Source organism: Bradyrhizobium sp. MI1.4, from assembly GCF_055811315.1.
In genome coordinates this window covers 24,614-37,668 of the sequence record NZ_JBVVPP010000002.1, presented here as the reverse complement: position 1 = coordinate 37,668, position 13,055 = coordinate 24,614, and the positions used below count along the sequence as shown (strand labels likewise).

The 13,055-nt window shown below is 59.3% G+C and carries 10 protein-coding genes and 1 riboswitch; of the genes, 9 read left to right on the top strand and 1 reads right to left on the bottom strand.

Annotated features, from left to right (window positions below):
- The first annotated feature begins 128 nt into the window (after positions 1-128).
- From AC0L23_RS02545 to AC0L23_RS02520, 6 genes are all read left to right on the top strand, one after another.
- Positions 129-917, top strand: a complete 789-nt coding sequence (locus AC0L23_RS02545) for an ABC transporter ATP-binding protein (protein ID WP_259217610.1) — start codon at positions 129-131, stop codon at positions 915-917.
- Positions 904-1,674 (top strand): ABC transporter permease, encoded by a 771-nt coding sequence (locus AC0L23_RS02540; RefSeq protein WP_259217608.1) that lies wholly within the window; start codon positions 904-906, stop codon positions 1,672-1,674. The genes AC0L23_RS02545 and AC0L23_RS02540 overlap by 14 nt, the downstream gene beginning before the upstream one ends.
- 52 nt (positions 1,675-1,726) lie before the next feature.
- Positions 1,727-2,728, top strand: coding sequence for an ABC transporter substrate-binding protein (locus AC0L23_RS02535; RefSeq protein WP_473356768.1), 1,002 nt, complete (start codon positions 1,727-1,729; stop codon positions 2,726-2,728).
- A 50-nt stretch (positions 2,729-2,778) separates the two neighbouring features.
- Positions 2,779-4,044 (top strand): CaiB/BaiF CoA transferase family protein, encoded by a 1,266-nt coding sequence (locus AC0L23_RS02530; RefSeq protein ID WP_259217605.1) that lies wholly within the window; start codon positions 2,779-2,781, stop codon positions 4,042-4,044.
- Positions 4,045-4,099: 55 nt separating this feature from the next.
- Complete coding sequence (locus tag AC0L23_RS02525) at positions 4,100-4,927, top strand: citryl-CoA lyase (RefSeq protein ID WP_259217604.1); 828 nt, start codon at positions 4,100-4,102, stop codon at positions 4,925-4,927.
- Positions 4,928-5,094: 167 nt separating this feature from the next.
- On the top strand, positions 5,095-5,433 hold the full coding sequence (locus AC0L23_RS02520) for an SMP-30/gluconolactonase/LRE family protein (RefSeq protein ID WP_310473285.1): 339 nt from the start codon (positions 5,095-5,097) through the stop codon (positions 5,431-5,433).
- Between the two features lie 920 nt (positions 5,434-6,353).
- On the opposite strand, the gene AC0L23_RS02515 is transcribed toward AC0L23_RS02520, so the two are convergent.
- On the bottom strand, positions 6,354-6,812 hold the full coding sequence (locus AC0L23_RS02515; protein ID WP_473356767.1) for a GNAT family N-acetyltransferase: 459 nt from the start codon (positions 6,810-6,812) through the stop codon (positions 6,354-6,356).
- Between the two features lie 624 nt (positions 6,813-7,436).
- On the opposite strand from AC0L23_RS02515, the gene AC0L23_RS02510 reads away from it, so the two are divergent.
- The 3 genes from AC0L23_RS02510 to metE all read left to right on the top strand — a co-directional run bounded on the left by AC0L23_RS02510 (position 7,437) and on the right by metE (position 12,831).
- A complete protein-coding gene (locus tag AC0L23_RS02510; protein ID WP_259217602.1) occupies positions 7,437-8,651 on the top strand; it encodes an EAL domain-containing response regulator in 1,215 nt (404 codons plus the stop codon).
- 576 nt (positions 8,652-9,227) lie between these two features.
- On the top strand, positions 9,228-9,431 hold the full coding sequence (locus AC0L23_RS02505; RefSeq protein ID WP_007600001.1) for a 4Fe-4S binding protein: 204 nt from the start codon (positions 9,228-9,230) through the stop codon (positions 9,429-9,431).
- A 785-nt stretch (positions 9,432-10,216) separates the two neighbouring features.
- Positions 10,217-10,416: riboswitch (cobalamin riboswitch) on the top strand.
- A gap of 99 nt (positions 10,417-10,515) precedes the next feature.
- Positions 10,516-12,831, top strand: coding sequence for a 5-methyltetrahydropteroyltriglutamate--homocysteine S-methyltransferase (gene metE, locus AC0L23_RS02500; protein WP_259217598.1), 2,316 nt, complete (start codon positions 10,516-10,518; stop codon positions 12,829-12,831).
- The last annotated feature ends 224 nt before the right edge of the window (positions 12,832-13,055 follow it).

Sequence of the window (13,055 nt, the reverse complement as noted above, 5' to 3'; positions counted from 1 at the left end):
ATCCAGAATGGATAGAAAGTCCAGTATTCAATGCTCATCTGGGTTCTATGTTGCAGAATGCAATTGACTCCGGATGTAGCGCCATTTACCTGTTTTGAGGCTTAGAACAGGTTCTGCGGAGCGAAACAATGGAAGGGCAGCCGGCACTTGCCGTCGACCTGCGCGACGTGATGATTCGCTTCGGCGACTTCACCGCCGTGAAAAGCATGAACCTCCAGGTCGGCGAAACCGAATTCGTTGCAGTGGTCGGGCCGACCGGCTGCGGAAAATCGACCATTCTCAATACTGTCACCGGACTGCTGAAGCCGGCCGCCGGCGAGGTTCGCATTTTCGGCAAATCGCTTAGGGGCCTGAACGGTCAGTCCGGCTACATGCTGCAACAGGAAGGGCTGCTGCCCTGGAAAACAGCCCAGGACAATGTCGGCCTCGGGCTGGTGTTTCAGGGAAGCTCGATCGCAAAGGCGCGCGAGCAGGCGCGGCCCTGGCTCGCCAAGGTCGGCTTGAAGGGGTTCGAGGAGCGCTATCCGCATCAATTATCCGGAGGCCAGCGCAAGCGCGTTGCCATGGCCCAGACCCTGATCATGGAGCCGAAGATCGTCCTGATGGATGAGCCTTTCTCCGCGCTGGACGTTCACACGCGCCGCCTCATGCATCGCATCCTGCTCGAGCTATGGCAGGCGGACCGGCGCTCCCTCGTCTTTATCACCCATGATCTCGATGAGGCGATCACGCTGGCGGACCGCGTCGTTGTGATGTCTGCCGGTCCTGCCAGCTGCATGGTTGGCGATGTCAGGATCACGCTGTCCCGTCCACGCGACGTCTTGGCACTCCAGACCACGGATGAATTCGTCGCGCTCTATCGTGAAATCTGGTCGCTGCTCGGCGCCGAAGTGGAGAAAAGCTATGCGCAGGGGTAAGGTTGCTCTCACGCAGTTCGCCATCGTCCTCGGTGTGATCCTGATCTGGGAACTGGGTGTGAGGGTCGGGCTGATCGATCCTTTCTTCTTTCCGGCACCATCGACGCTTGTCGCAAGAATAGGCGAGTGGATGTCAACATCGGACTTCTGGACCGATGTTGGGACAACACTGCTGGAGACGGTGCTGTCTTTCCTGGTTGGGATCGGGATCGGCACCGCGCTTGGTATCTGGCTCGGCTTAAGCCCGTTTGCGGCCGAGGTGGTCCAGCCCTTTATCAAGATGTTCAACGCGATCCCCCGCATCTTGCTAGGACCCATCTTCGTCATCTGGTTCGGATTGGGGCTCACCTCCAAGGTCGCGCTCGGGGTAACGCTGGTCCTCTTTGTCGCATTCTTCAACACGTTTCAGGGGGTCCGCGAGGTCAATCCGGTCGTGCTCGCGAATGCCCGCTTGCTGCGTGCATCGAAGTCCTCGCTGCTGCGCCACGTCTACCTGCCGTCCGCCACCACGTGGATCCTGTCGAGTCTGCGGGTATCTGTCGGCATGGCCGTGATGGGAGCGGTGGTCGCCGAATATCTCGGTTCGTCCGCAGGATTGGGGCACCTGATTGCGCAGGCCGAGGGCGTCCTTGATGCCACCGGTGTCTTCGCAGGGATCATCGTCCTCTCCGCCTTCGTCATCGCGCTCGATGCCATCGTCGACCGGGTGGAAAAGCGGCTGCTGGTCTGGCGGCCGGCACCTGCCCACGAAGTTTGATCGTAGCGCTCCCATTCTCACGGAGGTTCCCATGCACGCTTTTCCGAGACTGATGGTGGTTATCGCGGCAGCTGTATTGCCGCTCATTTCAGCGCATGCCGCCGAGCCCGAGAAGACAAAATTGAAGATCGCAGTGGGATCACAGATCCTCAACTATATGCCTCTCGAGCTTGGTGTGAAGCTCGGTTCGTTTAAGGACCAGGGCCTTGAGGTGACCGTCGAAAACTTCCAGGCCGGTGGTTCGAAGGCTTTGCAGGCGCTGGTCGGCGGTTCGGTGGACGGGACAGTCGGCTTTTACGATCACACCATTCAGATGCAGGCGCAGGGCAAACAGATTTCCTGCGTGTTCCTGCTCAATGACATTCCCGGCGTGTTGCTCGGTATCCGCAGCGGCCTCGCTGACAAGGTCAAGTCCGGTGCCGACCTGAAGGGCCTCAAGCTCGGGATCACGGCGCCGGGGTCATCGACCGACACCATGGCGCGCTACTACATCAAGAAATCTGGGTTGGGTCCGCGCGACGTGAACATTATCGCGGTCGGCAGCGGGGCACCCGGTATGGTGGCACTCGAGGCCAGGAATATCGACGCGCTCGTCTATTTCGACCCGATTGCGACCCTTCTCGCGCGCAAAAAGAGTGCGACGCCGCTGTTCGACGCGCGCACACTCGAAGGCTCAAAACAGGCCTTTGGCGGAATCTATCCGACCGCCTGTCTCTACCTGCAGCAGACTTTCATCGACAAAAATCCAGAAACGGTCCAGCGCCTCGTCAACGCCTTGCTCAAAACCCACCGCTGGATCAACACGGCGTCGACGGAACAACTCGTCGACGCGATGCCTCCTGCATACAAGACCGACAATCGCGAGGTGAACATCGAGATCATGAACGCGTCGAAAGCGCTGTTCTCGCCAACAGGTCAGATGGACATCGAGGCGGCCAAGATCCCGCTGGCTGTCCTAGGCGACTTTGATCCGAAGATCGCAGCCGCAAAGATCGACCTGATCAAGACCTTCACGAATCGATTCGCGGAACGTGCTGCGCAGCAACTGAAATAAGTTGCGTACTAAGCGCTCGCTATCGGATCACCTACAAGAAGGCTCTTCAGATGTCTCTGCCGCTAACCGGTATCCGCGTTCTCGACCTGTCAAACGTGTTGGCGGGTCCGTTCTGCGGTTACCATCTTGCGCGCCTTGGCGCGGAGGTCATTAAGGTGGAAAATCCGAACGGCGGCGACCTGGCGCGGCGCCTCGGCGCGGATCCGCAAAGAGCGGAGCGCCTGCAGGGACTCTCGTTTGTCGCTGTGAACGCCGGCAAGCAATCGATTGCACTGGACCTGAAATCGGAAGCGGGCCGCGAGGTGTTCTTGCGACTGGTCAAGGAAGCCGACGTGGTGCTCGAAAACTTCCGGCCGAAGGTGATGGAACGCCTTGGCCTCGGCTTTGATGTGCTTGTCAGGCTGAACCCGCGTCTGGTCTACTGCGCGATCTCCGGCTTTGGGCAGAGCGGACCGTGGTCCGCCCGTCCGGCCTATGACCAGATCGTCCAGGGTCTCTCCGGAGCCATGAGCGTCACCGGCGATATAGCCTCGGCTCCCCTGCGCACGGGCTTTCCGATCTCGGACACGATTGCGGGACTGACTGCTGCGTTTGCTATCGCCGCGGCTCTGGTCGACCAGCGGCATAGGCAACGGGGTCGGTTCATCGACGTGTCCCTGCTCGAGGCCACCATTGCGGCGATGGGATGGGTCGTCTCCAACCACCTGAACGCCGGGATCGAGCCGCAGCCCATCGGCAACGAGAACTTTACCGCGGCTCCCTCCGGCACGTTCCGCACCGCAACGGGCCCGCTGAACATTTCCGCCAACGAGCAGAAGCAGTATCAAGCCCTATGCGACCTGATCGACCGACCGGACCTGAAGACGGATCCACGCTTTGCTGGACGCGAGATGCGCAAGGTGAACCGCGCTACGCTGAGCGCGGAGTTGAACAAGGCATTGAGTTGCAAGCCCGCTGAGGAATGGGAGGCCCAAATGAACTTGGCTGGTGTCCCTGCCGGCCGTGTGCTGACGGTCTCGCAAGTGTTGCAGCAGCCACAGGTCGTTGAGCGCGGATTCATCGAGACTTTGGCGCCAGAACAAGACGATGCGCAGCCGTTACGAATCACGCGGCCGGGGTTCCGGCTGGATGAGGAGTTTTCGGTGCCTTCACCACCTGCGACGCTCGGAGCAGACACTGAGCGATGGCTGCAGCGGCTCGGCTATTCGTATGCGGAGGTTGAGCAACTAGTCTCAAGCCGAGCCGTCGGGAGGCCAAAGCAAGGAGAGGCTGATTTCCTGCCCGTCCGCGCAGCCACGGACGGACCGATATCATGACATCCGACGGCTTGCGTCGGTTGGCAATCGGCAGGTTGAAAGGACGGAAGCGGAAATGAGCGAAGAAGAACTGAGACAGCAAGCGGCCAGTTGGTGGCGAACCTCCATTTGCGATATCGCGCCAGGTCGCATCGCCTATCGGGGTTATCCAATTGAAGATTTGATAGGCCGCGTTTCTTTTCCCGCCATGATTTGGCTGATGTTACGTGGCAATCTGCCGACGCCAGCACAGGAGCAGCTGCTGCAAGCTGCGCTGGTTGGATCCGTTGACCACGGTCCGCACGCGCCCTCCATTGCAATTGCCCAAATGGCGGTGAGCTGCGGCCTGCCCCTGAATGGCGCAATGGCCTCGGCAATCAACACGCTCGATGACGTGCATGGCGGAGCAGGGGAGCAGGCTATCGAACTCTACGAGGATGTGCTGCGACGGCGCCAAGGGCGAGAGATCGAGCAGGCCGCTGGCGCTGCAATCGACCATTTCACCGCAACCCGCAGCAAATATCTGCCGGGCTTTGGCCATCGGTTTCATCCAGTCGACCCGCGCGCGGCCCCGCTATTGGCGCTGGTGGATGCCGCAGCTGACGAGGGCAGTGTCGGCGGCGATTATGCCAAGGCCGCTCGCGCGATCGAGCGGGTGATGCAACAGCGCAAGAGCAAGCTCATTCCGATGAACATCGATGGCGCGACCGCGGTCATTTACGGCGAACTGGGCTTCGCCTCTCCGCTCGCGCGGGGGGTCTTCTGCTTGTCGCGCGCGGTCGGAATCCTGGCTCACGCCTGGGAGCAAACTGGGCGCAACGATCGCAACAAGGGCCCGATGCCCAAGCAGTTCGGCTACAAATACGAGGGCCAGCCGCGTCGCAGGCTCGAAGGCGCATCATGAGCATCTCGAAAACCCGCCCAAGCTGATGGAGGTTAGCGTGTTCTCGTCGATGCCGGCGGAGTTTCGTCGCCCGGCTGTTTCTTCGGAATGGGCAGACGCGAACCGCGGGGCATATCCAGTAGATTGTTTCATCGAGGGACCGTCGTTCGACCAGTCCGGGAATCTCTATGTCGTCGACATCCCCTTCGGCTGCATTTCCGGATTTCACCGGAGGGCGTCTGGTCTTTGATCATCGAATACGACGGCTGGCCGAACGTCTGAAGGTTGCTCCGGACGGCCGGGTGCTCGTGTCCGACTATATCAACGGTCTCCTGGAGCTCGATCCACAGAGAGGGACCATCCGACCGTTGCTGGGCCACCGCAATTCCGAGTCCTTCAGAGGCTGCAACGACCTGCATATCGCGACCAAAGGCGACATCTATTTCACCGATCAGGGCCAGACTGGATTGCACGATCGGACCGGCCGGGTATTTCGACTTTGCCCTGACGGCCGGATCATTGCTTGATTTCTAATGGCCCGGGCCCGAATGGCCTGCTCAGTTCGGACGAGACCGTATTGTTCGTTGCAATGACGCGCGACAATAGCATCTGGCATGTACCGCTGATGCGTGATGGCGTGGGGAAAGTCGGACGATTCAGCTGGTTCTTCGCGACGAGCGGTCCTGACGGACTGACGGTCGATCAAAAAAGGGCGGCTCTTTGTCGCGCATGATTCCCTCGGCCCACGTTTTCGTATTGGCGCCAAACGGCGAAGCGGTCCGCTTGCATCCAGTCCTGCGCATGGGGGAGCTGCACGAATGTCGTATTGGACGCGGCACTCGGCACATTGCTCATTACGGAATCCTCTACCGGATCAGTGTGATGGCTGATCTCGCGCACCTTCCTCGAAATTCGCCAGCAGGAGTGGCAAGGTGGTGCGGAATCCTTTCACGCGCCGGTCCGCCGCACCAAGATGCAGGAAATGAGACTGGTAGACGACTGGCTGGCCAGTTGCCGAGAGAATGTAATTGGTGACGAATGGATGGCGTTTGTGTGGGTGATCTCAAGCCAGAGCCAGTAAATCGCACTGCATGGGAAGCGCAAACGAACGATTCGTAAGGCTGGGTCGGGCTTCGCCCGCGACGGGCCGCAGCCGACCTGTCGCCTTTTGGTCGGGCGGGTCGCGGTATCGCTTCCCACAATGCAGAATGATTGATCGCTGATATTTTTGAACGTTCTCGCCAAGAAGGCCGAAGAGGTAACCGCTCGCGGTGGGAGTCAGCACCGCATCAGCGTCAAAGGTTCTCGATCATGCTGGGCCGCGACGCACGCGTGAAGCGTTCGTTTTGAGAAGCAACAAGCCCAGGATTGACTGCGTGAAGGACTTTACCGATAGCACGCTAGCCCAGGAGCGCTTTAAGTGTGTGGCGCAGAGGTCGTACCACTGTCAGAGCCTCTTGCGCGCGCGCAATCCTCCAACCCGATATCCCCTCTCCTCGTAGAAGTGGCGTACCCGTTCTAGGGCCGGATAGCCATCCGGAGGCAACGCAACCTCAATCATCTGCCAGCCGCGTCGCTTCGCCTCCGAATCTACCGCCTCGAGCAGATGCCGACCGCAGTCAGAGCTGCGGAAGTCACGAGAAATCCATAGCTCCTGAAGCACGCCGTACGCTCCGGCTGCTCTCACGGCCTGTACGGCCGAGATGCTAGCTACCCCTACAATCTGCCCGGTGCCTTGTTCCTCGACGACAAAAATGAAGCCCTGCCCGGGATCCTGAATCAGGCGCAACGGCGCCTGCTTCGCGCCTCGAAGGCTGAACTCCGGTCCGAGGCCACCTAATTCGGAAAGTAGCTCTTCGACCGCTTTTGCGACCGCGTTCTCATCTCCTGGCACGCTCTTGCGCAAAGCCGTGCCCGCGCTGGACGTGCCTCGCCCTTCAGCGCCAACACGAACACCTGACCGAGCCCTCTAGAGGAAATTCATGCTCAGGAGGATACAGAAAACGCAATTGAGAGCAACTATCTGGCTCGGTAGGAAGCAGCACGTCCACACTCGCTATAGGCAACAGAGCTGAGGTAATTGCAAGCCATTGCCGTTCTCAGAATCGACTGCGGCTTGAGCAGCTGCGAACTCATGATGGGCTGCCTTCGATTGGAAAACAATCACCAAACGGCACACGCCGGTCATGTCGATCAAACGTTCGTAAGAGTGATTGCCGATCGTCGCTCACGAACTACTCTATTCAATAAATCGTGCGCCACGATGATCGCAGCGCCATAGAGCGTCAGCTCGGTCCGTCCGAAGGAGAGATTCCCACCTCGCGTACGACATCGTACAAAGTTGCGCGAAGCGCGACAGGTATCATACGCGTGCGCCCGATAAAATCGTCTGAGCAAGATCGCGAAAGATTTTGCACACTAATGCACTATCTTAAGCTTATCTCGAACAATCGAAAGATATCGGGAAGCACAGCTTGTTTGGACCTTCGCTCCTCGTTTAAGGCACCGTCACGGAACGGGAGTGGTTGCGATGGAACATGGGCAGGCCGAACTGGTCAGACGGAAACCTGTAATCTTCGGGCAACGTAAGGTGCGGCCGCGGGCATGCCTGGCCGTCGGCAAGCGGCATCTGCGCGCCTTTCTACGGGATGTGCTGGAGGATATGGGATTTGTTATCAGCGAATGCAGGACTGCTGATGAGTTGCCGCATGTACTCCGCACGGAGTTCCCTGATCTGATCCTGCTCGGCATTGGCTCGGACCGCATCGAGCCTGGACGATTGCTCGAGATACTGGTGCGCGAAGAATTTGCAGGCCGAGTGCTGGCGTTCGGAGCGCGCGAGTCGATCATCATGGCGGCAGTGCAGCAGGTCGGCAGTGAATATGGACTTGCTATGCTGCCGCCGCTCAGGGCGCCGTTTGCAGCCGAGACGTTGCGCGATCGGATCGGCATGCTCTTGCCAAGAGAGCCGGCGCCCCGTCCCGCGGTCCATGTCGGAGAAGCCTTACACGCTGGCTGGCTTGAGCTCTGGTATGAGCCGAAGTTTGACGCGTGTACCCTTAGCCGCCGCGGCGCCGAGGCGCATGTGCGAATGCGGCACCCGACCTGGGGCGTTGTTCCACCGGCCTATTTCATCCCGGAACCTCACGATCCGCATTTTAGGAACTTGTCGCAGTTCGTGATCGACCGCGCGATCAAGGATTGGCAGTATCTTCTGGAGCAGCAAACTTCGATCGATCTCTCCATCAATCTCCCGGCAGCATTCCTGATTGACCCGCAGGCAGTACGCGATCTCTGTCGGCGCATGCCGTCGCACGCCGCTTTCGGCGGTTTGACGATTGAAATCGAGAGCGTGGAAGCGATCCAGAACCTAGATCTCCTGGTCGAGGTTGCGCGTGAGGTTCGCTTTCACAACATTGGCCTTGCAATCGACAATGTCGGTGCCAATTGGCCGCAGCTGATGGGGAGGACAAAATTCCCGTTCATGAAATTGAAAGTGGATCGTCAGTTCGTCGGCGGCTGCGCGAATGGGCCCCTCAAGCGAACGGTGTGCCGCCATATCGTCGATCTAGCCAAAGAGTACAATGTGCGCACCGTCGCCGAAGGTGTGGAGAGCCAGGCTGACCTAATTGCCGTGGCCGAACTCGGCTTCGACCTTGCGCAGGGCCATCTGTTCGGAAAAGCCATGCCACTGAAGCAATTTGCACAGTCATCTTTCAACCCTGCTCCAGCTGGTCTAAAATAGTTGCGAGTGGCTGAGTGCGGCCAAGCGACGCTCACGAGCACCGCCATGCCTACTCGGCACCAGGCATGAGGCTGAGTGCAATTCGGTCTGCAAGGCCAGTGTCGCTCGTCCCGCCGCCACTTCATTTCCCTCCGAAGCTTGTTATACCACAAGCCCGTTTTGGCAAGCCTCCAGCGAGTCCTCCGCGCAGCTAGCGTTGCAGCCATGAGCGAGGCTTGCACAAACCTCCAGTCGGGGTGTGTGACCGGAGGTTTGCCGAGATCCAACGTAGACCTGCGTCCGTTGGCGGTTTTTGCCGTCGCCGGTTGAGGAAGCGTCAGCCTCGCTTGCCCCCGCGCTGACGTGCCAAACAAACCGACGGACGCTTCCAGCGTCAAGTCGCGACTGACTCTCGCAAGAGGGCCCGAGGGCTCGTAGCCTGAAATTGAAGCGACCTGTTGCTGTCGCAGATGCAACACGGTCTCAGACCCGGGACAGCCGAATTGGGCAAATTGCCCAACATTGAGCGCGTCTGCGTTTGGCACGGCATTTGAAAGGGATCGCCCATGGCATCGCTCGCCTAAGGAGTCGGAAGGCATGGCTTACAAGATCGTCGCTTCGCAATGCACCGTTTGTGGCGCATGTGAGTTCGAGTGTCCCAACGCGGCGATCAGTCTGAAGCGCGACATTTACGTTATCGATGCCAAAAAATGTACGGAGTGCGAGGGCCATTGCGACACGCCGCAATGCGCGGTGGTCTGTCCGGTCCCTGACACCTGTGTCCCGTCCAAGACAGGATAGGCAGCCCGCGACCAAAAGGCCTCATCGCTCGATTTCGCGAACGAAGTTGTAGATGTGGGACCTTGAGGAGACCACGACCGCATGGGGCGCATCGAGGTCGATTAACATCGTTATGAGCTTAAGGCGCTGAGCGACTCCGAGGAACCCCTCAAAGGGCTCTGTCGGAGGACACCGTCGAATTTGTCACGAACAAGGACAAGGCCCTCGATGCTCAGTGGCCGCGTTAAGGCCTATCGTCGCTCGCCGCGAGTCGAGGCGAGGCAGACCGGCGTCGAGCGGCCACCGACGCATCGAAGCCGACGCAAAAGTCGCTCAGCACGTGAACACCTAGTGCACCGAGAAGATCATCTTGGCCAACCTCACGGAGCGGTCGACCTCGTGCCTGGTCGCGGGCCCGCCGAACACCAAGGAGCCGACCTGATCATCCGTGCGGTCCTGGAGCAATCCGGCTTTCGAAATTTTTAGGGAGCCTCGTGGGCTGTGACCAAACGGATGCCGGCCGAGGATGATCGCACCTTCCTGACGCGCAGGTTCGAAAAGCTGCTGACGGAAGGTCGCCTCCTCGCGATCACACAGATACCGAAAGCGGCCCGGGTTCGTTCCGGTGGTGGAGCTCAACCGTTACGCGAGCAGGGAGCGAATGCATTTCACAAGCGGAGCCTCCACGGATCAGGGCGTGTTCACCAGGCCGCGAGCAAGACCGTCGTACCCGCCTAGTGCGCTCGTAATCGCTTGGGCAATGTCGCAGCGAGAATCGGTAGGTTGACGCATCGATCCTCGTGCGCATAATTTCAAGCCGTCGCGGTCTCCGGATTTCGTTTGATCCGGAGCTAAGAGGGAAGCCGGTGCAATGCCGGCGCTGCCCCCGCAACTGTAAGCGGCGAGCCGCTGTCCAACGAAGTCACTGAAGCCATGCGGCTTCGGGAAGGCCGGACAGCAGCGACGACCCGTGAGCCAGGAGACCTGCCTCGACAAGATATCGTCCACGGGCGGGGCGTCCCGGTGTGCGCCAAGCAGTTGTCGCTCACGCGATGTTCGCTGTCTGCGTCCGCCATGGCCTTTGCCCCAACATGGGGTCTAAGCTATGTCAATCCTTTCGCTTCCCGTTGCCACACTGGGGACGTCACGCATCGGCCCACGACGCGAACTCAAATTCGCACTCGAGAGCTACTGGGCGGGAAAATCCAGCGAAGCCGAGCTCCTCGAGGCGGGGAGTGGACTTCGTGCCGCTAATTGGGCACGGCAGAAATCCCGCGGTGCGACCGTCATTCCTTCGAATGACTTCTCGCTCTACGACCATGTGCTCGATACCAGCCTAATGGTTGGCGCCATTCCCGACGTTTACGGCTGGAACGAAGGTCCTGTGTCGCTTAAAACCTACTTCACCATGGCGCGTGGCGCTCAAGACGGTGGTCACGCTCAGCATGGGCCCGGCGTAGCCGCACAGGAGATGACGAAGTGGTTCGATACGAACTACCACTACATGGTGCCGGAATTTCACCAGGATCAGATCTTTAAGTATGCCTCTCGGAAGCCGATCGAGGAATATGAGGAGGCAAGAAGCCTCGGTTATCAGACGCGGCCCGTCCTAGTGGGCCCAGTCACTTTCCTGAAGCTCGGCAAAAGCGTAAATCCCGCATTCAATCCGCTGTCGCTGCTTGATCGACTCCTCCCCGTCTATGTCGATGTTCTCCGCGAACTAGCCTCGCGCGGCGCTGAATGGGTTCAGCTCGACGAGCCATGCCTAGTGATGGACGTCGACGAAGCATCTCGGGCCGCTGTCCGCCGGGCCTATGCTCATTTCGCTAAGGCCGTGCCGGCCCTTAAAATCATGGTGGCCACATACTTCGGGGGTGTCGGCGACAATCTTGAAACAGTCTTGGCCTTGCCCGTTGCCGGGGTTCATGTCGACCTGGTTCGTGCACCTGACCAGTTGGACGCGATTGTCGCCAGAGCAGGTAGAGATCTCGTGGTCTCGCTCGGTGTCGTTGATGGTCGCAACGTGTGGCGCTCTAATCTGCCGGCGCTACTCGACCAACTTGCTCCTATGGTCAAAAAACTGGGCAGGGACCGTGTTCAGATTGCCCCCTCCTGCTCGCTGCTTCATGTTCCGACCGACATTGAACTAGAGATCGATCTCGATCCCAATCTGAAGACGTGGTTGGCGTTCTCAGTGCAGAAGATCAAGGAACTTTCGATATTGGGCAAAGCGCTGGCTGGCCATGCTGCCGACGTGACCGATGAACTCACGCTCTCAGAGGATGCATCCGTCACCCGCGAAACATCGCCGAAGATCCACAGTGCGAACGTCGCCGGACGAATGGCCGCGATCGACGATAGCATGCGTCGCCGTCGCAGTGCGTTCACCCAGCGCGCCGACGTCCAGCGCGTCGCCTTCGCATTGCCGATGTTTCCAACCACAACCATCGGATCCTTTCCGCAAACGGCGGACGTCCGCAATGCGCGTGCAGCTCATGCGCGGGGAGCGCTGAATGACACGCAGTACGAGCAGCTTCTGAAAGCGGAGACAGCCCATACCGTGCATTGGCAGGAAGATATCGGCCTGGACGTGCTCGTACACGGTGAGTTCGAGCGCAATGACATGGTTCAATACTTTGGCGAGCAGCTGTTGGGTTTCGCATTCACCAAGCACGGCTGGGTTCAGTCTTATGGCTCGCGGTGCGTTCGTCCTCCTATCCTGTTTGGAGATGTCTCCCGCCCGAAGCCCATGACCGTTAAATGGTGGCGACATGCGCAGTCTCTGACCAAAAAACCCGTCAAGGCTATGCTGACCGGACCGGTGACGATCCTGAACTGGTCGTTTGTCCGTGACGACATCCCGCGGAGCGAGACATGCCGACAGATCGCTCTCGCGATCCGAGACGAGGTCATCGACCTTGAGGCGGCTGGAGCGACCATGATCCAGATCGACGAGGCTGCGTTGCGGGAGGGATTGCCACTGCGCAAATCGCAGTGGAAGGACTATCTAGATTGGGCAGTGGACAGTTTCCGTGTTTGCTCCTCCGCTGTCGCTGACGGAACTCAGATCCATACGCACATGTGCTATTCCGAGTTCAACGAAATCATCGATGCGATCGCAGCAATGGATGCCGACGTCATTTCAATCGAGGCGTCGCGCTCCAAAATGGAATTGCTCGACGCTTTCAAGAGCTACAAATATCCTAATGAAATCGGGCCGGGCGTCTATGACATTCATTCACCGCGCATTCCCGCAGCAGCCGAGATCAAGCAGCTGATTGTGTTGGCGCGGCAGCGGGTTTCCGATCGGCAGCTCTGGATCAATCCCGACTGCGGACTGAAAACTCGAAGATGGGAGGAGGTGCGTCCCGCGCTCGTCAATATGGTGGCCGCCGCACGCGAGTTGCGGGCCGAGGCATGATCGTACGGAGCGTGTCGCCAACCTATCTGTGAATAAGATGAACGCGCTTTGGGAGCTCGCGATAACCTTGCGAGCTTCCAAAGTTTCCAGCGCCTACGAATGCCGGTTTGCCCCGGCGGAGGCGATCGCATACAGCGGCGACAAGCTCGAATCCGGCGGACGACCGCATGCCGGCCATACCGATTAGGTGACATATTCCCAGTCACTTGCGCTCGACGCGAACC